The organism is Fibrobacter sp. UWR3, assembly GCF_900143055.1.
In the GTDB taxonomy this organism is placed as follows: Bacteria; Fibrobacterota; Fibrobacteria; order Fibrobacterales; family Fibrobacteraceae; genus Fibrobacter.
The window spans coordinates 53,012-77,161 of the sequence record NZ_FRCW01000003.1; the positions used below are offsets into that span (position 1 = coordinate 53,012).

The following is a 24,150-nucleotide window of genomic DNA, read 5'->3' on the forward strand; positions in this document are numbered from 1 at the left end:
CCGTTAGAAAATCAGCAATCCGATGTGGTAGCCGATAAAGGCGAGCCCCAAAGAAATCGCCAAATAATACCCCATGATGGTCGCAAGCCACTTGAACGAACCGGCCTCACGGTAGGTCGTTCCCATCGCCAGCACGCAGGGAACGTTGAACATCGACGCAAACAGGAACGCGAGCGCTTCGGGCTTGGTGATGGTACTTGCAAGCACCTCGCCCAGGTTTTCACTTGCAGCCACGCGGGTCACAAGCGAGAACGCCTCACCGGTGTGGTTGAAGAGCGTACTCATGATGCCAAGCGAAGCTTCCTTACTGAACATACCGCCCAGATAAGAGACGAACAGCTCCCAGCGCATTCCGAAGAACATCGTCACGGGCTCAATCGCATTGCCAATCTTGTACAGGAGTGTATTTTCCACATTCCCGTCGCCCGCGTAAGAGAGCGCCCAGAAAAGAGCCGCCACCATCAGGATCATCTTCAAGGCCTTCTTGAAAATGCCCCAGGTGCTTCGCCCCACCATCGCGGCAATCATCTTCCAGTGCGGCTTGTGATACGGCGGCAGCTCCATAATCATGCCCACGCGTTCATTCTGCGGGACAAGCTTTTTGCCGAACAGGCGCGAAGACAGGCAGAAGCTTGCAAAAATCAGCGCCACGTAGCCGATACCGAACAGCGGTGCGGCCGACCCGAAGAATGTAGACGCCAGGAACAGCACCACCGCCACCTTGCTCCCGCACGGAATCGCCCACAACAGAACGAGCGCAAGCAGGCGCTGACCGCGGGTATCGAGCACGCGCGTGCCGCAAACCGCACCCGCCGTGCAGCCAATTCCGGAGAACAGCGGCATAATCGCCTTACCCTGCAGGCCCAGGCGCGAAAGCCAGTTGTCGAACGCATACGAGAAACGCGCCATGTAGCCGATTTCTTCGAGAATGCGGAATACGAAAATGATGGAGAAAATGAAACTCGTCATACAAATCGTGATGCAAGTTCCTCCGACGAGCACCAGATTGATGAACGAAATCACCACAGGCCAGACGCCAAGTGCGCCGCCAACACGTTCTACGAGCGACTGCAATACAGGCTGCATTCCAAAACCGATTCCCATGCCCGGGAAAGCGAGAATCATGCACGCAATCAGCGAGACAACCATGATGCCGAACGCAAAGAACTTGCCCTTGATATGGTGCGTTGCGATGCGGTCCCACTTGCTGAAAACTTTTTCGATGGACTTGGGCGTCGCCGATTCACGCACAATCTTCGAAACCCAGCGATACTTGGCCTCGCCGGTGAGAATTCCGCCGTCGCGCCCTTCGTCGCTATCGAGGATTGCCTCAATCGCATTCTTCCTCGCGAACGGAAGCGATTCATTCACGACACCGCAAATGAGTTTGTCTTTTTCGAGGAGTTTTTCTGCAATCCAGATTTTTTCGCACACGCCATATTCAAAGTCGCCGAGGGCTGCTTCGATGCGGCTAATGATATCATCCGTTTTTGGGGCAACCTCGTCCCCGCCAACGAGTTCCTCGCGCAGGCTCCCGCTATCCAGGCAAACAGGCGTCTTGATAGCCGAAACCATCTTCTTGAAAAATTCAGGATAACGTTCCGTTTCGGCCGCGCTGAAACCGAGCACCGGAACGCCGAGGCGCTTTTCAATCGCAGCCACATCAATCTTCTTGCCCGCCGCTTCGGCCACATCCATCATATTGAGCACCAGCATCACGGGCATGCGAATGCCCACAAAATCCGCCAGCATGTAAAGGCTGCGTTCCAACTGCGATGCGTCCACCAGAATACAGACGAGGTCGGCCTTACCACTCTGAATGTAGTCACGGGTAACGACTTCTTCTTCGGAGTTCGCCGAAAGTCCGTAACTGCCCGGAAGGTCAATTACTTTATATGTCGTGCCGTCAAAAACAAATTCACCCTCAGCCTGCTCCACCGTTTTGCTGGGCCAGTTGCCCACGCGCTGGTGAAGCCCCGTTAAGTTGTTAAAAAGCGTCGATTTACCGGAATTGGGCTGCCCGAGCAAAGCAATAGTCTTAATTTCGATCATCTTTACGATTCTACCTTGACAAAAATCTGTGAACTTTCCTTATGGTTGACAGCGATAACCGTATCGCGGCAAAAAACGAGCACCGGCGAACGTTTATCGTTCTTGAGGAGCGTAAAGGCAGAACCCGGCGTAAGCCCGATGGAAACGATTCTTGAAATAAAGCGGGAATCGCCCTCGATCTGTGCGACAGTTCCGCAACGATTTTCGCCCATTTCGGCGAGACTCAAACGGTCAACAAATTCAGCGTTTTTCATGCGCCAAAAGTAGCCGAAACCCGCACAATAAACCGCTCCAAATAGACTTGTGACAATCCGGAAAGATTTACAACCCATTCGGTTTTGAGCAAAACCATTTGGAGTAGAATTTTTAGGCTCATCTCTCTACTTTTTGCTCCGCAAAAAAAAAGAGGATACAATGAGCCTTCCAAAGATTAACATCGAAAGAATCAACGAGCGGTTCGGCCGTTTTGGCGAATTCTTGCTCAATCACCGCGCCATTTTGCTGGTGGCGTTTGTCGTTTTGCTTGCGGTTTCGATCGTGGGCATGAAAAAAATCTACGTCGAGGCGTCGTGGGACAGCTACTTTATTGAGGGCGACCCGATGCTTGTCGAAACGGACAAGTTCAAGGAAACTTTCGGTAACGACTATTTCGTGGGCGTGCTAGTAGAAAGCGACCATTCCATCTTGACGCCGGACAACCTGAAACTTTTACGCGAACTTTCGAACGAACTGCGCGATAGCCTTTCGTATTCCGACGGCAAGGCGACTTCGATTGTCGATTTGGAATACATGCTCGGTACCGAAGAGGGCATGGAAATCACGCAGATTGTGCCCGAAGAAATCCCGACGGACGAGGCGGGCCTCACTGAAATCGAGAAGCGCCTGGCCGACAAGCCGGAACTGGCGAAGAAGCTTATTTCGAGCGACCGCAAGCAGGCCTTCATCAACATCAAGCTGCGCCCCTTCCCCGAAGATTCCGTATGGAAGGCTGAAGGCGAAGCGAAGGGCGTGAAGGCAGAAGCGCCCGACATGAAAACGGGCCGCGAAACGGCTGCAATCATCGCAAAAGAAAAGTACGCACCGCTGAATCCGCGCGCTACGGGCATGCCTTACCTGAGTTTCGAGAAGATGACTTACATCGGTCAGGAAATGGGCCGTATTTTCATCATGACGATTCTCTGCGCCATCATCGTGATGTTCTTGGTGACGCGTTCGCTCCGCGGAATTGTCTCTCCGCTGATTACGACTTTTGCAGGCGTCATCATGACATTTGGCCTGGTGGGTTATCTCGGACTTTACATGGATGCGACCAACATCATGGTGCCCGTGATTTTGGCCTTCGCCGTTTCAATTGCATACAACATTCACATCAACTCGTTCTTCCGCAAGAACATGATGCTTACGGGCAAGCGCAAAGAATCGGTGCTTTACGCCATGCGTGAAACCGGCTGGTCGGTGCTGTTCTCGGGCCTTACCACGATTGTCGCGTTGCTCAGTTTCCTTTCGGTGATGCTCAAGCCGATTCGCTCCGTGGGCATTCTTTCGTCGATTGCGGTCGGATTCATTTTGCTTGTAGCGTTGACCATTTCGCCGATTCTCTTGAGTTTCGGCAAAGACAAGAAGCCGAACGCCAAGGTGCTTGAACGCGGCGACACGCACATGGGAATCATTCTCGATTCTGTCGGCAAGTTCGTTCTCGGGCACGGAAAGCCCATCGCCATCGTATTCGCCGTCGTGACCGCGATTTCTGTTTTCGGGCTCACCAAGATAGAACCCGCCTTTGATGTGGAACGCACCATGGGCCGCAAGGTCGAATACGTGAACAAGATGCTCTACGTGGCAGAATCCGAAATCGGAAGCTTCTACTCTTACGACTTGGTGATTGACTTTGGCGCAAACGACAAGGCCAAGGAAGTCGAAAACCTGAAAAAGCTCGATGAATTGCAGGAACACGCCGGCAACTACCCGCTTACCAAGCGTTCCACCTCGATTCTTGATATCGTCAAAGATTTGGACCGCACGCTGAACGAGAACCGTCAGGATAAATACGCAATTCCCGAAACTGAGGAAGAAGTCGCACAACTGCTTTTGCTCTACGAAAACGCGGGCGGCAGCGAGGCAACTTACTGGATGGATTTCGATTACAGGAAGCTCCGCCTGATGATTGAAATTTCAAGCTACAACTCCAACGAACTCCAGAAGGAAATCGAAGACTTGCAGAATTTCGCACGCGAGCTTTACCCGGACGCAAAGGTGACTGCCGTGGGTAACTTGCCGCAGTTCACCGCCATGCAGCAGTACCTGGAAGTGGGCCAAATGACTTCGTTCCTGATTTCTGTAGTCATCGTGGCAGTCCTTTTGATGATTGTCTTCGGCAGCATTCGCACGGGCCTTATCGGCATGATTCCGAACATTGCGCCGGGTATTTTCGTGGGCGGTTACCTCGGGCTTACGGACATTCCGCTTGACATGATGACAGCGACGCTCATCCCGATGATCATTGGCCTTTCCGTTGACGATACGATTCACTTTATCAACCACGGGCATGTGGAATTTGACCGCACCCACGATTACCGCGAATCGATTCTCAATGTGTTCCGCACGGCGGGCCCGGCTCTCGTGATGACGACGATTATCATGGTGGCGACCTTTGCGGGCTTTACCACCTCGGCCGCAACGCAGATGTTCAACTTCGGTTTCGTGGTGTTCGTGGGACTTGTCTCGGCACTGCTCGCAGACCTCTTCGTGACACCGCTTTTAATCAAGAAATTCAAGATTTTTGGAAAATAGGAGAAAAATATGAATATGAAATTCGCAAAAAAAGCTGCGACAATTATTGTCGCCTTGAGCGCCATGGTAAGCGCAGAAACTTTGACCGGCCGCGACATCGTGCAAAAAGTGCATGACCGCCCCGATGGCAACACCCGCAGTTCCGAACTCTCGATGACACTCATCAACAAGAGCGGGGCCAAGCGCGAACGCAAGATTACCTCGTTTGCGATGGACGTGGGCAAAGACACCAAGCAGATTATGTTCTTCCGCTACCCCAACGACGTGAAGGGCACGGGATTCCTAACCGTCGATTACGACGACATCAACAAAGATGACGACAAGTGGCTTTATCTGCCCGCCATGAAAAAGACGCGCCGCATTAGCGGAAAGAGCTCCAAGACGGATTACTTCATGGGTTCCGACTTCACTTACGACGACGTGGGCCAGCGCAACATCGACGAAGACACCCACAAGCTCCTCCGCGAAGAAAAGGTGGACGGAATCGATTGCTGGGTTATTGAATCCGTGCCGAAAAAGGGCGACGAAATTTTCTCGAAGAAAATCTCCTGGATTCGCAAGGACTGCCTGATTGCCGCCAAGGTGGAATACTACGACAAGCTCGGCAAACTGCACCGCTCGCTGAAAGTTGAAAACGTGGTTCAGGTAGACGGATTCTGGTCTATCGCCAAGATGAGCATGGAAAACGTGCAAACCAACCACAAGACGCTCCTTGAATTCGGCGACATCAAGTTCAACATTCCGCTTGACGCAAAGACATTCACCGTGCCGCGCTTGGAACGAGGATTATAAGGAACTATCCCCACTTTTGTCATGCCCGCGAAGGCGGGCATCTCCCCTTTACAAAACATTTTTTTAGTAGAAAAGGAGATTCCCGACCAAGTCGGGAATGACAAATTAAGGAGAAATAAAGTGACGAAGCAATCTCTAGCAGCATTGTTATTGGCGGCGACGACCGCTGTTGCCCAAGAAAGCCCGTTTCAATTCAACGGCTTCGTGGACACGTATCACGCCGTCCAGACGCAGCATCCGCACGATTTTACCACGTCGCGGACGCGCCTGCGCGCAGAACTTCGCGTAGATTACGAGAACGCCTATTTGTTCACCAGCCTGAATGGCGTACAAAACAGCATTCTCGAAGACCGCACCGGAGTGCAGTTGCAAGAGGCGTATTTCAACTACCAGAATGACTTTCTTGAAATACGCGCGGGCCGCCAGATTGTGGTATGGGGCGTTGCCGACGGGCTTCGTGTTACCGACCTGATTTCGCCTGTAGATTACACCGAATTCATGTCGAGCGACTACGACGACATGCGCATGGCTGTCGACGGTTTCCGCATCAAGTACCCCGGCGAACGCGTGAATGCTGAAATCGTTTACGTGCCCGTGCCGCGATACTTCCAGATGCCCATGCAAGAAGATAACCCCTGGCGTCCTGAATTGCCCGAAAAAGCGAGCATCGATTTCCCGGAAGGTCCCGATGCCAAATTCAAGAACGGAGATTTCGGAACGCGAGTTTCGTTCTTCCTCTCGAATCTGGATTTCTCCATTTCGGCGCTTCATACGCACAACCAGTCGCCCGTTACGGTCGCAGGCTACGACCCCGTCAAGGATTCCATTGTCATCCACGGCATACACGAAACCATGACCATGATCGGTGGCGACATGTCGATGCCTATCGGCGAATTTGTGCTCCGTGGCGAAATCGCAGAATACTTCGGTGAAGCGCTCGGTTATGCCAACAGCCTTGATTATGCCCGCAAGAACACGTTCAATGCGCTCGGTGGAATCGACTGGTACGCCGGCGACAACTGGACTTTCATGGTGCAGTATTTACACAAGTACATCGCTGATTATTCGGACAAATTAGCCGCCGAAAAGAATTCCTCAGAAATGACTTTCCGCATTTCGAAGGAGCTCCTGAACAACACGCTCAAGCTTTCGCTCTACGGCATGTTCGACATTGACAACCTCGCTTATTACGCACGCGTTTCGGGCGATTACTCCGTCACCGACCAGGTAATGATTTCGCTTGGTTACGACCACTTTGGCGGCAAGCGCGGACAACTCGCAGGCTACGACAAGAACCGCGAAATCTGGGCGAAAGCGAAGTACTACTTCTAATAAAATCTAATGAACTTTGAAATTGAACCGACATCGCGCACGCGCAATCCCTATTCTGCATTCACGATGCGGCACGTGTTTTGCGTCGGCATTATCGTCGCAGTCTTGATGCACGCAGGCTTTTACGCCTGGGGATTCCTGAAGCGGACGCAGGTGGTTACCACCCGCGAAGATGCCGAGGTGATTCATGTGGAGCGCTTGCTCTTGCAACCGCCTCCGCCTCCACCCGAAGTCAAGAAAATCGTGAAGAAGGTGGTTCGCGCGAAAATTATCCCGAACATCGTGCAAGATACGGTGCCGGAACCTGAACCCGAACCAGAGCCGGAACCGATTGTGGTTACGGATGCCGAACCCGTTGTCGAAGCGCCTCCTGAACCTGTGGCACCACCGCCACCACCTCCACCGCCGCCACCTCCACCGAAACCTTCGAAGGATTCGCTGATGAAAGTGACTCGCGCTTATCTGATGGGGCTGAGCAAGGCTTTCGAAAAACAGAAGGACTACCCGGCAACAGCCCGCCGCCTAAAGCAAGAAGGCACCGTGCGCGTACAGTTCACGGTTGCAAAAGACGGAAGCATCAGCGGTGCGGTTGTGGCAAAGCCCTGTCCGTATTCTTCACTGAACGAAAGCGCGCTTGCCGCCGTGCAAGCCGTGCCAAAGTTCGACCCGATTCCAGCGGTGCTCGGCAAGGACACCTGGAAAATGGAGATTCCAATCAAGTATAACCTGCATTAGTAGAAAGGAGATGCCCGCCTTCGCGGGCATGACAAAAAGAAAAAAAACATTTTCCGCTTATGCGGATATAATAACAAGGTACAAAAAATGAACTACATCTTAGACTTTATTCAACAGGGCGGCGTTATCGCCTACGTACTCGTGGCGATGAATTTCGTCGGTTATTCCATCATCGTATGGAAAATCATCTCGCTGATTCTCTTCAACAGGAGCATCCGCAAGCGCCTCCCCTCCAAAATTCTGCACCGCGTGGTGAGCCACAACACCGATCACCACATCATCATGGAAAGCATCCGCACCGAAATCGCACTCGCTTTCTCGCCGTTGCAAAAGGGAATGACCACCATCGAAAACATCGCGAGCATTTCTCCGCTGCTGGGCCTTTTGGGCACCGTGTTCGGCATATTCAACGCCTTCAGTGTCATCGCCGTTTCGGGCCTTTCTGACGCGGGCGCATTCGCCACGGGCATCAAGCTCGCCCTCATTACGACAGTGATTGGCCTCGTGGTCGCTATTCCGCATGTCATCGCATTCAACTACTTGAACGCCAGCATGGAATCGGAGCAAGACAACGTAGAAAACGATGTGCTTTTGCAGCTGGGTCGCATTTTGAAGGAGAAAGATCACCTTCGTTCCCAAAACGAGGATGCATAGATGGCCAAGCGCACACGCCGAATTCGCCCCGACATGACGCCGCTCATTGACTGCGTTTTTTTGCTACTGGTGTTCTTTCTGGTGACATCGGTGTTCAAACAAGACGAATCGGTGCTCAAGCTGATTCTGCCCGAAACACAGACCGAAACCAAGCGCGACACGCCCGAAGGCCTGTACATTGAACTTTCCGAAACGGAACTCGCCTTTAACGGTCAGCGTGGCACGCCCGACGAACTCCGCGAAAAGGCCGCAACAGTGCAAAACAAGAAATCCCCTGTCGCCATCAAAATCGACAAGGGCACGACTTACGAGCGCATCGCCGTGATCCTCGATATTTTACAGGTGCAAAAGCTGTACAACATCCAGCTGATTAACGAGATGGAAAGTGCGGAATAAGGCCGCTTGCGGCGTCGCTACACCCTTCCCGCGAACTGGTTCGTAAACAGCAGCAGTCCCGAAATAAAGATTATAACACCGCCTGTGAGAGTCGCGACGGTGTATATTTTTGTCGCGATACGGGTATGGGCACTTCCCTTATCGATTCCCTTGCGGAATGCCACGGCCGCAATACCGAAGGCCACATTCGTAATCGTCATGCCGATGCAAATGACAAGCGCTCCCAAGAGCGAAAGCGCCACCATCGAATTCAGCAGGCAGAACAGAACAATCAACGCCACAGCCGGGCAAGGCACAATTCCCGTAACGGCGGCAACTCCGATAATTTCACGCCAGCGGGCAACCGGCGGGAGCGCACTTCCCAAGCCAGATTCCGCGCACGCACCATCTTGCGCAGCCCCTTCCGCGGCATCAAGCCGAGCGGCACATCCACAGCCCTTACGCGACTTAATCACATCGCGAATTGCAAGCACCACAAGCAACACACCCGTGAGCATAATGAGCGCATAACTCGCGCGCTCGATTCCGACGCGGCCTGTTTCAAACGCAGCAAATACCGTCGCCTTGAAAATCGCATACAGAATCAGCAACAAGAGAACAGCACTCATCGTGTGCGTTACGGTAATGCCCGCACCAAGCGCCACACCCTGCCGCCAGCGACCACGACGCGCAATAAAATATCCGACCACAATCGACTTTCCATGTCCGGGGCCAAGCGCGTGCAACATACCGTACACAAGGCAAATCGCGAGGAACTTCCAAATGGCATCCCAGTCGCCACTTTTCATCGCCGAAATCGCCGCCGTCAACGCTACTGCTTTCTTACCGCGAAATCGGAAAGACCATGGGCATGACCACATTCATCCTTTGCGCGATGTTCTTCGTGTTCATCTTCAGCCCCATGGGCGCCCTCCACAACGTGGGTCTGCTCTCCATCGTGGGCCTCGGTGCCGCACTCCTTGCCGACTACACGCTCACCACCGCACTTGTTTACCTGTGCAAGCCATATGGGAAAGGTTAACGGCTAATTCAGAGAACGAAAACAGCGTTCTCGTGACGAGTCCGACTAAATGAAAATATCGGCCTCTAGTGTCGGCCGAAACACCCCAAAAAAGGCCTCCGCAAGAATGCGGAGACCTTTTGTGTGTAGAGATGAAACTTTACCGTACCGGCTAGCGGTGCGCTATTTGACAGCGCGAATGACGTAGCGGGACTGCAATGCGGAGCCGCGCTGCATCAGGTTGCGGGCCTTGACATGAGCCTCGGCGAGCGATGTGGCAGAAACCTTCCCGAGCAGGCGGCCATTCAGGGAGAATATGCCGTAAGTCTGCACCATGCCGAAATTCACGTGGTAGTTTTGCACGAGAGTCGTCGAATCGCCCGTTCCCGAAGGCTCCGTGACGGTCGTATCGCCAGCACTGCACTTTTCGCCGGTGCAGAACTCGAGGTAGTCCACGTTCACGTAGTTGCCCACGATTTCAAGCTTGAGCACGTGCTTGCCGGCAGAAAGGTTCACCTTGCCCGCATCGAACGCGGTGTAGGTTTCCCAGTCGGCGCCCTGCGCGAATATTATGTTATCCGTAACAGCAACATCATCGACATAGAGTTTGATGCCCGCATTTTCCGAGGATGTCGCGTAGCTTGCCGTGAGGGCGTATTCACCTGCCGCCGCTACATCCACAGTGTATTCAAGCCATTCGCCTTCCTGCGTGTACCCGATGGCGTAACCCGTACCACCCTTCACGATATCGACGGCATCTTCGCGGTATTCACCGCCCTTGTTGTCATCGTCCTTATCCAGGAAGGCCTTTCCGGAGCCACCCACATCGTAGTTTTCAACTTCAATCTTGCCCGGGATGGCGGCGGCGGAACCCTTGTACGGTTCCTGCGGGATAATCGGAGTCACGTACACGCGGTAACCGTACTTCACGTTCGTGATGTTCACCGGCACCGTAATCTTGCCTCCGTTCACGTCATATTCCTTGCTCGAAACCGGAGTGGTAGAAGGCACGGCCTTGTCCTTGTTTTCCCACACGACGTATTCCACGTCGACATTCACCTTCTTGCCGAACGCCTCCGGAATGCCCGAAATGTTCACGCTGATTTCGCCCTTGGTGTTTCCGCCGAGCACGATGCTCGCAAAACCCTTCTTCTTGTCGAGGGCGGCAAAGCCGTCCACGCCATCACTCTTGTCGTTAGGGGGCGTAACCTTAGCCATGTAGCCGCTCATGTCGCCATACCACTTGTACAGCCACCAGCCGCCACCGCGCTCGTTATTGGAGGTAAGGAGACTGCCGAGACGCCCCGGAAGCGGTACGAACCACCAGGAAATCATCGCGCTCTCGACGCCATAGCGTTCGAACTTGGCGATAAACGGCACCGATACGCCCGGGCAGCCTTCCTCGGAATGTTCCTCGGAGGAATACTCGTTGATACTGAAGGGGCGCGGAGACACGCCGTACTTCTTCTCGATACTGCGGTAGCTTTCGACAGTGTTCACGAAGTTCGCGCTACCCCACTGGTGCCAGCTGATTACGTCGGGCATGCAGTTGTTCTGCGAGCAGTACTTCACGAAGGCGTCCATGCGCGAGGAATTGTAGTACGAATACGAGGGGCCGATAATCTTTGCGGTCGGGTCCAGTTGGCGGATCAAGTCGTAAGTCTGTTTCCAGAGCACTGAATTGAAGTCGCCGTTCTCGTTTTTCCAGGTACCGTCCGGTTCGTTCCAGATTTCGTAGCCGTCAAAGTTCTTGTTGTTCGATTTGAGTTTGTCGTTGATGACCGAGGTAACCTCGTTTTTCCAGTGGTTCATGTTCTGGAACCTGTAGGGCCAGCCGGGCAACACGTCGGCAAGGCGTATCTGGATTTTGGCGCCGATGCTTTCGACACGCGGGGCCACGAGGAAGGCACCGCCTATACCCTGCTGACGGCCGTTACCGCTACGCGCAGGAGAAAGGAAAACATTCGGCTTGAGCGGGGCGACATCTTTCGTGATATCGCTCGGGAGCGTTTCCGTAAGGCCGTAGAGCGAGCCCGTGGCCACATGGGTCACCGGCTTGATACTATCGCCAAGACTAACGTTGAGGTTGACAGCAGCCAGAGCGCTTGCAGGCAGGGTGAAAGCCAACAGCGCAACTGCAGGAATTTTCTTGAACATATAACCATCCCTTGTGCGTTTGCACAAATACACACATATAAATGTATGTAAAAGGGCGCCTTCCAAGAAGGCGCCCAAATCAAATACTTTTGACAAAATTACAATGGGGTTTTAGGCTATCTCACGACGATGCGGAAGGCGTTGCCGCCCCGTTCCGGGCGAACCAGGTACGAGCCCGCACGGCCAATCGCACGCTTGGTTGCAACATGCAGGTCTTCGACACCGCGGGTCATGAACCTTGCCACCTGGCGCCCCTGCATATCGAACACCCTGTAGTAGCGCATACCTTCGGGTACCAGCACGGAGGGCGTACGCAGTTTGTCCGTCGTTTCGACAGTGCCGACGTTTGCCGTCTCAGTAACATCCTTTTCCGGCTGGTTCTTGTAAATACCGGCGACTTCATCCGGGCCATACGCTGCAGGCGGGAGGTCGTTCCAACCAAAGTTCTTGAAGCCGAGCAGTGAGTATTCGGTCGGGTCGTTCAACTGCTGGCGAATCGGAGCGATGCGGAACTTATGCGAGTATTCGCGGTTCGCGTTCAGACGATATGCGTTGAGCGGTTCCGCACCCCAGCTGTTGATGCCGCCGAGCCCCATCTGGTGCAGGTCCACACGCATCGTGATATCCTTGTTGCGCTTGAGTTCCCACGGGAGCTTGGTATCGGAAAGCTGTTCCGGAGTGTAGTGCTGCGCGTTGAATTCCATACGCGGATTGCCCACGATCATCAAGCCCTTGCCGGTCTTGTCGCTGGTGAGCGTCGCCCACTTCACGTCGGTGCGCTGGCCCGTTTCGCCAATTTCCATATACATGACCGTCATGGAATCTACGAGAGTCGAGTAAATGCCCATGAAGGTGCCGCGGTTACGGCCCATGTAGTTCTCGTCGGGGCCGCGACCGAAGTAGCGCACCTTTTCGTAGCCGCCCGGCACCGTGAAGAGGGTACCCACGTTCGGGATATAGCTCTTGGAGCCATCCGGGTTGAACGTGTATTCCACAACGATATCGCCACTGCCGTACACGTAGTAAGTCATCTTCATCTTGGAACTGCCCACGTCCGGGAAGCTGAAGTTGAAGGTCACACGTGTTTCTTGCGGAGAAACCTCATTGACTTCGGAGGTCACATTGCGGCTCTTGCTCGCCTTGCGCCATTCGCCGTGGCCCCTTTCCATGTTGAAGCCCTTGTCGTTATCGGTCGGGGCACGCCAGAAGTTCGGGATACCGCCGTTCTTGATAATGGTATCGCCACCGAGAACGTAGCTGGCAAGCGTACCCGCCTTCTCGTCGAAAGTAATCTTGAAATCGGTACCTTCGATGGTGAGGCCGCTGACACGGGAAACCTTCTGGGCGCTCAGAGTACTGATATCCACTTCGGTAGACCAGGGCTGGTCATAGTTGACGCCGAACTGTTCATGAGCGACACTGTGACCCGCCTTTGCCCAGAGTTCATCCTTCTTGAGGCGGAAATCGATATCCAGATGGTATTCCGCACCGATTGTCGTCTCGATGTCCGGCAACTCGATGGTAATTTCCTTCTTCTGGAGGGGCCCGATGTTCAACTGCGAGCCGCTCAGCTTGCCGTCCTTGATAATCTTGCCGTTTTCCCTGAGCTGCCAGATACCTTCGAGGAAGTCGCCGAGGTTCTTGAACAGGTAGCGGTTCTCGATTTCAATTTTGCCCTTCGCGGCGTCGACGTTCTTCACGCGCAGCTGGCTATACTGATACTTGACTTCCCACATTTCCGGCTGAATCGCACGGTCGGGGAACACGAGGCCGTTCGCGCAGAAGTTGTCATCGTTCTGCCAGTCGCCCCACATGCCACCGAATTCCCAGTACGGAGTGCCCTTGTGGTGCAGGCCCTGGTCAATGAAATCCCAGATAAAGCCACCGAAGGCGCGCGGGTTGCTATAGAAGGCATCCATGTATTCCTTCAAATCGCCCACGGAGTTGCCCATGGCGTGTTCGTATTCGCAGAGCATCACCGGCTTGTTCGCATCCTTGTAACCGGCGATATAGTCGTAGCCCCAGTACATCTGGCTCGTCACGTCGGCATTGTTGTTATCGCCTTCGTAGTGCACGTAGCGGGTGGAGTCGATCTCGTGCGCGCGCTGGCGTTCAGAGGCAAACACGTTGCCGTTGCCGGCTTCGTTACCGAGCGACCACAGGATGATACTCGGGTGGTTCTTGTCGCGCTGCACCATGCTGTTCAGGCGGTCCACCACCGGAGCGCGCCAGTCATCGCTGCTCTTGGGCAGGTCACCGTTCGCACCGTGGCTTTCCACGTTCGCCTCGTCAATCACGTAAATACCGTACTTGTCGCAAAGATCGTACATTACCGGGTTGTTCGGGTAGTGCGACATGCGGAGAGCGTTGATATTGAACTGCTTCATCAGGATGATATCCTGTTCCATGCGGTCGTAAGTCACTGCGCGGCCATTATCCGGGTCGAGCTCGTGGCGGTTCACGCCGTGGAACTTCACCGGCATGCCATTCACCAGCAGGCGCGGGGCTCCGTTGTCCTTCTTGATTTCGACCGTGCGGAAACCAATCTTGTTGCTTTCGACCTGGATGATCTTGCCCGCGTTATCCTTGATGGTGAGCACCGCCGTGTAGAGGTACGGCGTTTCTGCAGACCAGCGATTCGGCTTGGCATACGGGATTTCGAAATGCACGCTCTTTTCGCCACCGTTCGCGCCGATACCCGAAACCTTCTGCGCCGTCGGGGCAATCACTTCGCTGCCCGCATCGTTGTAGAGCGAAAGTTCCACCGTGTATTCGCCCGAAGAGGAGCCCGTGGAGTTGTAAATCCATGCGGTTGTCTTCAGCAAACCGTCGGTATAGTTGTTCGTGAGGGTAGCGTCAATCTGGAAGTCCTGAATATGGACCTCGGGAACGGCGTAGATGTACACATCGCGCATGATGCCCGAAAGACGGATGAAGTCCTGGTCTTCGAGCCAGGAGCCGTCGCACCAGCGGAACACCTGCACCGAGATGTTGTTCTCGCCCTTACGCAAGTACTTGTTGATGTCGAACTCGTGACCCGTGAAGGAGTCTTCGGAATAGCCCACGTAGTTGCCGTTCACCCACACGTAGTAGGCGGATTCCACGCCCTCGAAATGCAGGCGGATGCGCTTGCCGGCCCACTTGTCGGGTACGGTGAAGGTGCGGCGGTAGTGGCCCACCGGGTTAAAATCGGTCGGGGCGCCCGGAGCGGACACGCGGTTGTTCTGCGCCCACGGGTAAACCACGTTGGTGTAAATCGGGTGGTCGTAGCCGAGAATCTGCCACGAGGAAGGCACCGGAATTTCATCCCACTTGGAAACGTCGTAGTTGTCCTTGTAGAAGTCGTTGTTGCGCTGGCTCGGCTTGTCCACATGGAAGAATTTCCACTTGCCGGAAAGCGTCTGGTACCATTCGGATGCATGGCGGTCGCCCTTAACAGCCTCTTCCACCGTAGTGTAGGGCATCGAGGTCACGTGCGGGTTAAGCCGGTTCACGCCGAAAACGCGCGGCTTGCCGTTCCATTCGTCGTTCGGGCCGCTCTGTGCAAAAGCGGTGCCCGTAAGTGCGGCGAAAATGGCCGCACACGATACTACCTTAGCTATCTGGAGATTCTTCATAACATCCTCGTTGTTTTACACCATAAAGAAAAATACCCCTTTTTGAGGGGTATTGAAATGGTTCTAGAAGAGGTTTCGTGGATAAGTTGTCAATGGTTCGGCTTAGGTCACTGAGCTTGCCGAAGTGCACCAACCTGGTTCGGCAGGCTTACCTCACCTGCACGCGCTGGATTTGGGCACGGTTCGTGACGCTGCGGACGATGTACATGCCGCTCGCGTAACCGGCACGCTTGAGCGATGCCGCCATATCTTGCGTGGAGGTCGCTGCGCCCAGGTCAATGCGCCCGATGTACTTACCCGTCGCACCGAACACGTTGAATTCGCCTTCGGTCATCGGGGCAAAGCGAACCTGCTTGAGAGCCGTAATTTCCGCATTCGGGTCAACGAAGTTGATCCAGTCCACGTTCAGGTAGGCGCCCGTAATCAGGAGCTTGAGCACGTGTTCGCCCTTCTTGAGCTCCACGGAACCGATTTCCACTTCCTTGTACGTAGTCCATACGCTGTCAACCTTCGGGAGCACCACAGATTCGGTAATTTCCTTGTCGTCAATGAACAACTGCATTGCAGAGGTCTCGAACGCGGTAGCCACATTCGCAACGATATTGTACTTGCCGTCGGCAGTCACGTTGATGGTGTATTCCATCCATTCGCCATCGTTCGTGTAACCGATGGCGTAGCCCGTGCAGGCGGCTTCCCCGCACTTGGAATCGCTGATATCCACCACGTCGACCTCGTCTTCGCGGTAGGCCTTGCCCTGGTTTTCACGGTCGTTGTCGTAGAAGGCCTTGTTGTGGCCGCCTTCGTCGTAGTTTTCAGCCTCGATCTTGCCCGGAACCGCAGCGGCAGTGCCCTTGTAAGGCGTCTGCGGAACAGCAGTCTTTTCGCTTTCCATGTACCAGTAGTCGAAATCGAACCCGCCCTGCTTTACCACAAAGAACAGGTCGTCGACGCCGGCAGCATCGGTCACATCGAAGGTATGTTCTTCCCAAGCAGAACTTGAAGGGATATTCATGGATGCAAGGAGAGCGCCATTTTCGGAACCGGCATGAAGTTCCAGCTTACCGCCGTTACCCCTGGTGCAAACGATAATGCGGTCGGCACCGTCGCCCATGTCAACAGAGCGCACCTTGGTGTAGAACCCGCTGTTCATCTTGGTAAGGAAAACATTGCCATATTCGGCACCGACATGCTCGATGATGGTATAGCCACCCGCCGTATTGACTGTCATGCCACCCACCCAAGACTTGGTCTCGGCTTCCACGCGCACGAACGGGTCAAGGTTCTTGATGGGCTTTACGACGCCATTGTTGGTAGCGCGGATAGTGGGAATGGTACCGTCGGCATTCCAGGTGAATTCTTCGATGGCGGTAGAACGGCTGTAGCCGCCACCCTTCACGTTCTTCTGGTTGTGATAGAAGAAGAAGCTGCGGCCCTTAAAGTCGACAATGCCGGAGTGAACGGTGAACGCGGCACCCGGTTCGCTTTTCGGCATAATGACGCCCTTGTAGGTCCAGGGACCCGTCGGGGAATCACTCCAGGAATAGTCAATGGATTCGGGAATGCCACCGGCGGCGTAAATCATGTAATACTTCTTGCCGCGCTTGTGGATCCACGGGCCTTCGGTATACTTGCCGTTAAAGGTGCTCATGTCGGAGACCTTGATTTCGCTTGCGCATTCAATCATGTTCTCCTTGAGGGGGCAATAATAGAGCTTCGGGTTACCCCAGTAGAGCCATGCCTGGCCATCGTCGTCAATAAACACGGTGGGGTCGATGTAGTCCCAGTTGGGGCCCGCCAGGTGCTTGCCGTTCAGGGCATCCTTGAAGGGGCCTTCCTTCTTGTCGGACACGGCCACGTTGACGGCGCGGCCGCCGCGGGTGGATTCCACGGTCACGTAATAATAGTACTTGTCGTTGCGGCGAATGCATTGAGATGCCCAGTCGCCGTTCTTCTTGGCTGAGCCGTTAAAGTCACCCGCTTCCAGAATGAGGGTGTTCATGTCGGTCCAGTTCACCATATCCGTAGTGCACGATACGCGCCAGCCGTGCATCGTGAAGAAGCTACCGCCCTCGTCGTTGCCGGAATAGGTGCAAAGCGTATCGCCGAACACGACAGGCGCCGGGTCGGGAGAATAATAAGTCTGGATAAGCGGGTTTTCGGCCATGGCCTGCGTGCAGAGCCCAAACCCAATCACGGCTACGGTTATTTTTGCTGTTTTGGCAAAACTCATAGAACATCCCTTTCGCCTAAAAGGCGACTTTTTTAACTCACCAATCTAAAATTATCCATAAAAAAGGCGAAAAATCCATGTGAAAGCCATGTTCGCGTGGATAAGTTGTCAATGGTTCGGCAAGAAGATCCCCGCCTTCGCGGGGATGACGTCGGGCATATGTGTGCGGTAAAGGCTTCTACGCGATGATCCCCGCCTGCGGGGATGACGATGTGCGGGGTTTTGCTCAAAGATCCCCGCCTTCGCGGGGAAGACGATGTGCGGGGTTTTGCTCAAAGATCCCCGCCTTCGCGGGGATGACAATATGGTTAAAAAGCGCGGATTTTGAGCGTTTTTTGCAGGTTTCCGCTGGTAACGACCGCAATGTAGTTCCCGCGGGCAAGGCTACCGTCTTCACCGAATTCCACGAGCGAACTGCCGAAACCTTCATGCGTGCCAACCAGCATTCCCTGCACCGTATACAGGCTGACCTTGAAGCCGGCATTGGAACGTATCATGAGCGAAACAGAGCCCTTCGAGAGCGATACGGGGCGCACATCGAGCATTGTTACCGCCTTGCGCGCCTCGGGTACGGCATCCGTGCCCTTCGCGATGCTGAACCAGTCAAAGTTCATCAGGAAGTTGCTCTCGCCGGAATACTCGAAGCGGAGTTTTTGCTCGCCCGCGGCAAGCGCGATATCCGCCGTAGTCTCGTACCAGTCGTTCCAGCCGTTCGTCTTTTCGGGGTCGACCGTGAGGGTGCCCAGCACCTTGCCGGTAGAATCGACCACCGTGATGGTAGATTTCGCTTCGGCGGCAGATGCCACACGGGCCGTAACTGCGTAGGTGCCCGCAGTCGGGACCTTCACCAGGTATTCGCTGAAATCGCCGTCGTTAATCCACCCCAGGTTCGGCTCTCCCTCAGTATCATCTTCAATCTGCACGCCATCCATCGCGATGTAGCTTTCGGCCTGAATCTTGCCCGGGACCGTTACCGGCTCAAACGGCTGGTTCGTGAGTTTGAGGTTGCCGTCAAATTCATAAATCTTGCCGGGGACCGTCGTCGTGGTGAATTTGTTGGTGCCATTCACCAAGTTGAGTGTCTGGCCGACATCGGACTTGATGGCGACATACGTGAGCTTGCCGCCCTTCCAGGCCATGGAATCAATCTCGAAGCCACCGCGGGCACGGATACCCTTGATAGAGCCGTCCTTCCACTGCGAGGGGAGTGCGGGCAGCAGGTTAATCCTGTTGTTGTGGCTCTGCATGAGCATCTCGTTCACGCCCGAAACCGCACCGAAGTTGCCATCTATCTGGAACGGCGGGTGCGCATCGAACAGGTTGTTGTACGTCTTGTTCGGGGTAAGGAGCATGCGGATCATCGTGTAGGCATGGTCGCCATCGTGCATGCGGGCCCAGAAGTTGATTTTCCATGCGAGAGACCAACCGGTCGCATCGTCACCGCGCTGTTTCAGCGTAACGCCTGCGCCCTTGATCAGGTCGGGAGTTTCTTCGGGCGTAATTTGCGCGCTCGGGAAAAGGCCGTACAGGTGCGAAATGTGGCGGTTCTTGTTGTTCGGGTCATCCCAGTCCTGCAACCATTCCGTAATCTGGCCGTACTTGCCCGTCTTTGTGGGCGGGAGCCTCTTGACGGTCGCCTCCATCTTGGCACGAACATCCTCGTCGACGCCCAGAATCTTGGAAGCCTCGATCGTGTAATTCAACACGTCGCGAATAATCTGATTATCCATCGTGGGGCCAAAGCAGACGTTGTAACCGCCGTGGTCGTTTTCCGGGGAATCGCTCGGGGCAGTCACCAGGTACTTGTGGCCGGTTTCAGGTTCTTCCACAAGGCTGTTCACGAAGAAGAGCGCCGCCCCCTTCATGGTGGAGTAAACGTCCTGGAGGTAAGCCTTGTCCGTCGGGTTGAACAGGAAATGTTCCCAGAGGTGCGTGCTGAGCCAGCCTGCGCCCGAGGGCCACAGGCCCCATGCGCCATCAATCGGGGCGGTACGGTTCCAGAGGTCGGTATTGTGGTGTTCCACCCAGCCCTCGTCTACGCCCCAATGCACCTTCGCGGTCTTTTCGCCCTGCGGGACCATGCTCTTGATCTTGTCGATGAGCGGCCACACGCATTCGCCGAGGTTCGCCGTCTCTACCGGCCAGTAGTTCATTTCGAGGTTGATGTTGGTCGTGTACTTGCTGCCCCAAACCGGGTTCGTGTCCTTGTTCCAGATGCCCTGCAGGTTTGCAGGCTGGCCACCCTTGCGCGAGCTCGCAATCAGCAGGTAACGACCATACTGGTAATGCAGTTCTACGAGCGAGGGGTCGTTCGTGGAATTAAAATTCTTCACGCGGGTGCTGGTAATGTCGCCCGCACTCTTGTCGGCAGCGCCCAGGTCGATACTCACGCGGTTGAAAATCGTCTGGTAGTCCTTCAGGTGCGCCGCAAGCAGGTCGTCGTAAGACTTGCCCTTCACCTTGCTCATGATATCGGCCGCAATGGCGCCCGGGTCGCCGCTCACGTCATTATACGATTTGAAGTTTGTCGCAATCGTGAGCACGAGCATTGCGGAATTCGCGCCCTGCACATTGATGTTCCCGTTCGAGACAGAGACCGTACCGCCATCGGCCACCACGTTCAGGCGGTTCTGGAACTTGATGGAATTGACGGTCACGTCGTAGATAAGCGTGTTCCCGCTATTCGACATCTTGTTGTTGCGATGTGGGGTTGTCATGGTGGCCCCGAAACTCACCGAGCCGCTTTTATCGGCGGAGAGGCGCACCACAATCACGTGGTCCGGGTAGCTCGCAAAATATTCGCGGGTGTACTTGACTCCCCCGCTCGTATAGGTCGTTTTCGCGATGGCCGTCTTGAGGTCCAGTTCGCGGCGGTAATTGGAGGAACCGTTGTGCGACGTGGTAATCACGAGGTCGCCCACCGGCTGGAAACTCGCGGGGCCAGGGCCAATCATGTAGTTGGAGACGATGGATTCCGCCGTGCGGTAGTCCCCGCGGAACATGGCGTCGCGAGCATCCTTCAGGTGGCTCGCCGCGCCCTGCTTGTTGTTGTCGCCCGGGCCGCCCGACCAGACAGTGCTCTCGTTCAGGCCGATAATATCCTTCGTGACGCCACCGTAAATGATGCCGCCCATGTAGCCGTTGCCGATGGGGAGGGCGTTCGTGAATTCGCCCGCCGCATCGCTGTTGTACCAGAGGGTAAGCGGGTTGTCCGTCGACGCGAAAGACAAGGTCGCCGCGCAAAAGGCTGCCGCGATTTTTACGCCAAACATCAGACCAAGTTTCATACGTTCTCCTGGTTTTACATACACTCAAATCCAAAGATATATGCCGAAAACGCCAAAATTACGAACCGCAACCCAGTTTGCATTGATTTTTTATCAAGAAACGCCCATTTTGCATAAAAAAACCGGCCCGCCTATCCAGCGGAACCGGTAATCACTAGAGAGAGATGTCTAAAAAAATAACCGAGCGGCAATTAGGCACGCTTGGCATACTTCTTGTAGCTCTTGACCAGGAGGGCGGCGAGAATGCAGTACATATTGACTTTTTATCCTTTATTTTTGCGTTTTATCGTCGTTTTTATGTGATTTTCGTAACGACGGGCCAAAATTAACAAAAATTTACTAACGCGTCAAGGGAAAAAATTATATAAGAAAAACTTTTTTCTCCGATTTCCGGCAAAAAACGGCTCGCCTGCCCCTATACCCCGCATCCGGCACCCTCATTTTGGTTTTCTACCCGAAAAATTGGTATTTTTGGCGGTATGAAACGAATTATACTCATATGCCTTGCCCTCGCCCTCGGAGCGACCGCGCGGCCTTCCCTGCAACTCGACAGGGAGCGCGTAGAAGCGGGCAAGACCTTTGGACTGCAGCTTGTATACCCGTTAAGCGATTTGCCCGAAAACAGGAGCGGTTTTTCCATCGACACGCAGAACGGATTCACGTTCCTGGGCATGGACAGTACAGACCAGGTAATTCGCCCCAGCATGGAAGAAATGTTCAATTCCTTTTTCGGGGGCGGTAGCCGCGGCGGCTACAAGGCACGCGTCTATACCTTCAAGCTAAGGGCTCCCAAGAAGACTGGGCGCCTGAACATCGGCAAGGTCCTAATCGAATTTGAAGGGCAAAAACAACCCATCTCGGGCGAAATCCCCGTCAACATCCAGCGCGCCTATACCGACGATGCACTCGGCGTATCGCTTACCGCAAGCAAGAAGACCATCTATGAAGGCGAACAGTTCTACGTAACGCTCGGGCTCCACACCTACGAGCATTTCGAGGGCAACCTGCAGGCGACAGACATGAATACGGGCAACGACTTCATCGTGCACCGCAGCGACCTCTCGAACCTAAAATTTGAACCCGTGGAAGGCAGCCGCCGCGAAATGCAGGCAAGCGCCAAGTTTGCATGGCTTAGCCCCACCAAGAGTGGCAACCTGCAGATTCCGCCGTTCAAGTTCAAGTACACCAAACGCGGCGAGCCGAAGATTGTCGAAGAGAACAAGCAGATGGGCGGCATGTCGTTCCATTCGCAGAGCATCAGGCAGGAATCCGTCGAGGCCGAGGCCCAGTCCCCCACGATTAACATCATGGTGAAACCTCTCCCCACCGAAGGCAAGCCCGCGGACTTCAGCGGCATGGTGGGCAACTACAGCTTCAGCGCCAACTTCGACCGCACCGACGTAAAGGTGGGCGAAGCGCTCACGCTCTCCGTAGACATCAAGGGCGACGGAACTCCCGGCACCATTACCGACCCGAAATTCCCCGACTTCAGCGATTTCCGCTCCGTACCTCCCGAAAACAACATCAACAAGAAGGTCGTAGGCAGCAAGGTCATTACCAGCAAGAGCATCAAGGTGTTCCTCTACCCCAAAAAGAAGGGCGACTTTACCATACCCGAGATTACCTACAGCTGGTTCAACCCCGCAAAGAAAAAGTACGAGACGGCAAAGGCCGGCCCGTGGAATATCCACGTGGAGAAGGGTGAAAACGCTCCCGAGGCTGTTTTCCAGAACCCCGTCACCGCAAGCGGCCCCGCAGCCGTGCAGAAGCAGGAGATCGAATCGCTCGGAAACGACATACGGTTCATCCATGCTATCGGCAAGAGCGCAGGTTCATCGCACCCGCACAGGAACGCCATTTTCTGGACCATATTCTTCGCGGCAATCCCGTTCTACGTACTCGTGACATTTGCAATCCGCAGGCGCCGCAAGCACAACAGCGATGCAGCCCTCGTGCGCAAGGGCAAGGCAAACAAGATGCTCAAGGCCCGGTTCGCAAATGCACGCGCAGCCCTCCAGAAGGGAGACGCGAAGGCTCTCTATGCGGCGCTCGAAAACGGGCTTATCGACTACCTGAGCGACAAGACGAACCTGGAATTCAAGGGCATGACCCGCCCGCAGATGAAGGAAGAACTCGCAAAGCTCGGCTTGAACGCAGAGACGATTGCGGCAATTGACAGCTGGCTCGAAAAATGCGCGTTTGCACGGTTCGCCCCGGTGAACCCCTCCGCCGAAGAGCAGAAGCAGATGCTCGACGACGTCGAAAAACTTTGCGAAGAACTGAAAGTTTAACTGATGATTGATAATGGATGATGGATTTATGAAAAAAGTTTTGTTTATCTTATTTGCAATCGCAGTGGCTTTCGGCCCGGCTCTTGCCGCCGAAAAATGCGCGGGCATCGAAGCCGGCGCCAAGGCGTACAACGAGAGCGATTTCGAACGTGCCATCGACGAATGGCGCACCTGCGTCGATAACGGCATGGAAGACGCCGACCTCTTCTACAACCTGGGCAACGCCTACTTCCGGAGCGGTAAACTCGGGTTCTCGATTTACTACTACAAGATGGCGCTCCGGCTCCGCGCCACCGATGACGACATAATGCACAACCTCAAGTTCGCGCAGGCCATGACCCGCGACAAGGTGGAAGAAGACGAGGAAGAAAATCCCATCCTCACCGGGCTATTCAAGGCGCACCACGCTCTTTCCCTCAAGGCGCAACTTTTCACGCTGCTCGCCCTCTTCTGGATTATCACGCTTGTGCTTATCGCCCGCAAGCTCGTTATCGGAGAGACCCGCAAGAACATCTGCACGGGAATCGTATTCGCGCTCACGACAGTCTTCTGCGTCATCGGGGCGAGTGCCGCCTACAAGGTAATTGTCCTCGAGACAGAAATTACCGGCGTGGTGACTGCCGCCGATGCCGACGTGACAAGCGCCCCGAGCGACAAGTCGCAGACGCTCAACACGCTCTCCGAAGGGACATCTTTCGAGGTTATTTCTGTGCAGGGCAACTTTGCCGAAATTCGCCTCGGCGAAAAGATCAAGGGCTTCGTAAAGCTCAGCGAAGTGGGGATTATAAAGTAAGTCCTTCAGCTAACTGCGTTAGCC

Annotated in this window: 16 protein-coding genes; 9 read left to right on the top strand and 7 right to left on the bottom strand. The window is 54.6% G+C overall.

The window, feature by feature from the left end:
- Positions 1-3: 3 nt before the first annotated feature.
- Positions 4-2,052, bottom strand: coding sequence for a ferrous iron transport protein B (feoB, locus tag BUA44_RS04325; RefSeq protein ID WP_072809010.1), 2,049 nt, complete (start codon positions 2,050-2,052; stop codon positions 4-6).
- 2 nt (positions 2,053-2,054) lie between these two features.
- The gene (locus tag BUA44_RS04330; protein ID WP_072809012.1) at positions 2,055-2,306 is read right to left on the bottom strand and encodes a FeoA family protein; all 252 of its coding nucleotides are present in this window, start codon (positions 2,304-2,306) and stop codon (positions 2,055-2,057) included.
- A 160-nt stretch (positions 2,307-2,466) separates the two neighbouring features.
- Between BUA44_RS04330 and BUA44_RS04335 the strand changes: the two genes are divergently transcribed.
- The 6 genes from BUA44_RS04335 to BUA44_RS04360 all read left to right on the top strand — a co-directional run bounded on the left by BUA44_RS04335 (position 2,467) and on the right by BUA44_RS04360 (position 8,751).
- Complete coding sequence (locus BUA44_RS04335; protein WP_083579473.1) at positions 2,467-4,842, top strand: efflux RND transporter permease subunit; 2,376 nt, start codon at positions 2,467-2,469, stop codon at positions 4,840-4,842.
- A gap of 9 nt (positions 4,843-4,851) precedes the next feature.
- On the top strand, positions 4,852-5,634 hold the full coding sequence (locus tag BUA44_RS04340) for an outer membrane lipoprotein-sorting protein (RefSeq protein WP_255370455.1): 783 nt from the start codon (positions 4,852-4,854) through the stop codon (positions 5,632-5,634).
- Positions 5,635-5,754: 120 nt separating this feature from the next.
- Positions 5,755-6,966: a DUF1302 family protein gene (locus BUA44_RS04345; RefSeq protein ID WP_072809015.1), complete on the top strand. Its 1,212-nt coding sequence runs from the start codon at positions 5,755-5,757 to the stop codon at positions 6,964-6,966.
- A 9-nt stretch (positions 6,967-6,975) separates the two neighbouring features.
- Positions 6,976-7,701 (top strand): energy transducer TonB, encoded by a 726-nt coding sequence (locus BUA44_RS04350; protein WP_072809018.1) that lies wholly within the window; start codon positions 6,976-6,978, stop codon positions 7,699-7,701.
- Positions 7,702-7,788: 87 nt separating this feature from the next.
- Positions 7,789-8,355 (top strand): MotA/TolQ/ExbB proton channel family protein, encoded by a 567-nt coding sequence (locus BUA44_RS04355; protein WP_072809021.1) that lies wholly within the window; start codon positions 7,789-7,791, stop codon positions 8,353-8,355.
- On the top strand, positions 8,356-8,751 hold the full coding sequence (locus BUA44_RS04360; protein ID WP_072809024.1) for an ExbD/TolR family protein: 396 nt from the start codon (positions 8,356-8,358) through the stop codon (positions 8,749-8,751).
- Positions 8,752-8,768: 17 nt separating this feature from the next.
- Here the strand turns inward: BUA44_RS04360 and BUA44_RS04365 are convergent, their stop codons facing one another.
- Positions 8,769-9,560, bottom strand: coding sequence for a nickel/cobalt transporter (locus tag BUA44_RS04365; protein WP_072809026.1), 792 nt, complete (start codon positions 9,558-9,560; stop codon positions 8,769-8,771).
- A gap of 41 nt (positions 9,561-9,601) precedes the next feature.
- On the opposite strand from BUA44_RS04365, the gene BUA44_RS04370 reads away from it, so the two are divergent.
- The gene (locus tag BUA44_RS04370) at positions 9,602-9,772 is read left to right on the top strand and encodes a hypothetical protein (RefSeq protein WP_255370456.1); all 171 of its coding nucleotides are present in this window, start codon (positions 9,602-9,604) and stop codon (positions 9,770-9,772) included.
- A gap of 162 nt (positions 9,773-9,934) precedes the next feature.
- On the opposite strand, the gene BUA44_RS04375 is transcribed toward BUA44_RS04370, so the two are convergent.
- The 4 genes from BUA44_RS04375 to BUA44_RS04390 all read right to left on the bottom strand — a co-directional run bounded on the left by BUA44_RS04375 (position 9,935) and on the right by BUA44_RS04390 (position 21,042).
- Positions 9,935-11,908 carry a carbohydrate-binding protein gene (locus BUA44_RS04375; RefSeq protein ID WP_255370457.1) on the bottom strand — a complete coding sequence of 658 codons (1,974 nt, stop codon included), beginning with the start codon at positions 11,906-11,908 and terminating at the stop codon, positions 9,935-9,937.
- A 116-nt stretch (positions 11,909-12,024) separates the two neighbouring features.
- Entirely contained in the window at positions 12,025-15,525 is a 3,501-nt protein-coding gene (locus BUA44_RS04380) for a beta-galactosidase, LacZ type (protein WP_072809028.1), read from the bottom strand.
- Between the two features lie 148 nt (positions 15,526-15,673).
- Positions 15,674-17,755: a family 43 glycosylhydrolase gene (locus tag BUA44_RS04385; protein WP_072809030.1), complete on the bottom strand. Its 2,082-nt coding sequence runs from the start codon at positions 17,753-17,755 to the stop codon at positions 15,674-15,676.
- Positions 17,756-18,063: 308 nt separating this feature from the next.
- Positions 18,064-21,042 (bottom strand): glycosyl hydrolase family 95 catalytic domain-containing protein, encoded by a 2,979-nt coding sequence (locus tag BUA44_RS04390; RefSeq protein ID WP_072809033.1) that lies wholly within the window; start codon positions 21,040-21,042, stop codon positions 18,064-18,066.
- A gap of 479 nt (positions 21,043-21,521) precedes the next feature.
- On the opposite strand from BUA44_RS04390, the gene BUA44_RS04395 reads away from it, so the two are divergent.
- Both BUA44_RS04395 and BUA44_RS04400 read left to right on the top strand, forming a co-directional pair.
- A complete protein-coding gene (locus tag BUA44_RS04395) occupies positions 21,522-23,333 on the top strand; it encodes a BatD family protein (RefSeq protein WP_072809036.1) in 1,812 nt (603 codons plus the stop codon).
- 28 nt (positions 23,334-23,361) lie between these two features.
- Positions 23,362-24,126: an SH3 domain-containing protein gene (locus BUA44_RS04400; protein WP_072809624.1), complete on the top strand. Its 765-nt coding sequence runs from the start codon at positions 23,362-23,364 to the stop codon at positions 24,124-24,126.
- Positions 24,127-24,150 lie beyond the last annotated feature (24 nt).

Bases quoted from the DNA above. Each gene is read 5' to 3' on its own strand.
- feoB (WP_072809010.1), bottom strand. From the start codon at position 2,052: ATGATCGAAATTAAGACTATTGCTTTGCTCGGGCAGCCCAATTCCGGT.
- BUA44_RS04330 (WP_072809012.1), bottom strand. From the start codon at position 2,306: ATGAAAAACGCTGAATTTGTTGACCGTTTGAGTCTCGCCGAAATGGGC.
- BUA44_RS04335 (WP_083579473.1), top strand. From the start codon at position 2,467: ATGAGCCTTCCAAAGATTAACATCGAAAGAATCAACGAGCGGTTCGGC.
- BUA44_RS04340 (WP_255370455.1), top strand. From the start codon at position 4,852: ATGAATATGAAATTCGCAAAAAAAGCTGCGACAATTATTGTCGCCTTG.
- BUA44_RS04350 (WP_072809018.1), top strand. From the start codon at position 6,976: ATGAACTTTGAAATTGAACCGACATCGCGCACGCGCAATCCCTATTCT.
- BUA44_RS04355 (WP_072809021.1), top strand. From the start codon at position 7,789: ATGAACTACATCTTAGACTTTATTCAACAGGGCGGCGTTATCGCCTAC.
- BUA44_RS04360 (WP_072809024.1), top strand. From the start codon at position 8,356: ATGGCCAAGCGCACACGCCGAATTCGCCCCGACATGACGCCGCTCATT.
- BUA44_RS04370 (WP_255370456.1), top strand. From the start codon at position 9,602: ATGACCACATTCATCCTTTGCGCGATGTTCTTCGTGTTCATCTTCAGC.
- BUA44_RS04375 (WP_255370457.1), bottom strand. From the start codon at position 11,908: ATGTTCAAGAAAATTCCTGCAGTTGCGCTGTTGGCTTTCACCCTGCCT.
- BUA44_RS04380 (WP_072809028.1), bottom strand. From the start codon at position 15,525: ATGAAGAATCTCCAGATAGCTAAGGTAGTATCGTGTGCGGCCATTTTC.
- BUA44_RS04385 (WP_072809030.1), bottom strand. From the start codon at position 17,755: ATGAGTTTTGCCAAAACAGCAAAAATAACCGTAGCCGTGATTGGGTTT.
- BUA44_RS04390 (WP_072809033.1), bottom strand. From the start codon at position 21,042: ATGAAACTTGGTCTGATGTTTGGCGTAAAAATCGCGGCAGCCTTTTGC.
- BUA44_RS04395 (WP_072809036.1), top strand. From the start codon at position 21,522: ATGAAACGAATTATACTCATATGCCTTGCCCTCGCCCTCGGAGCGACC.
- BUA44_RS04400 (WP_072809624.1), top strand. From the start codon at position 23,362: ATGAAAAAAGTTTTGTTTATCTTATTTGCAATCGCAGTGGCTTTCGGC.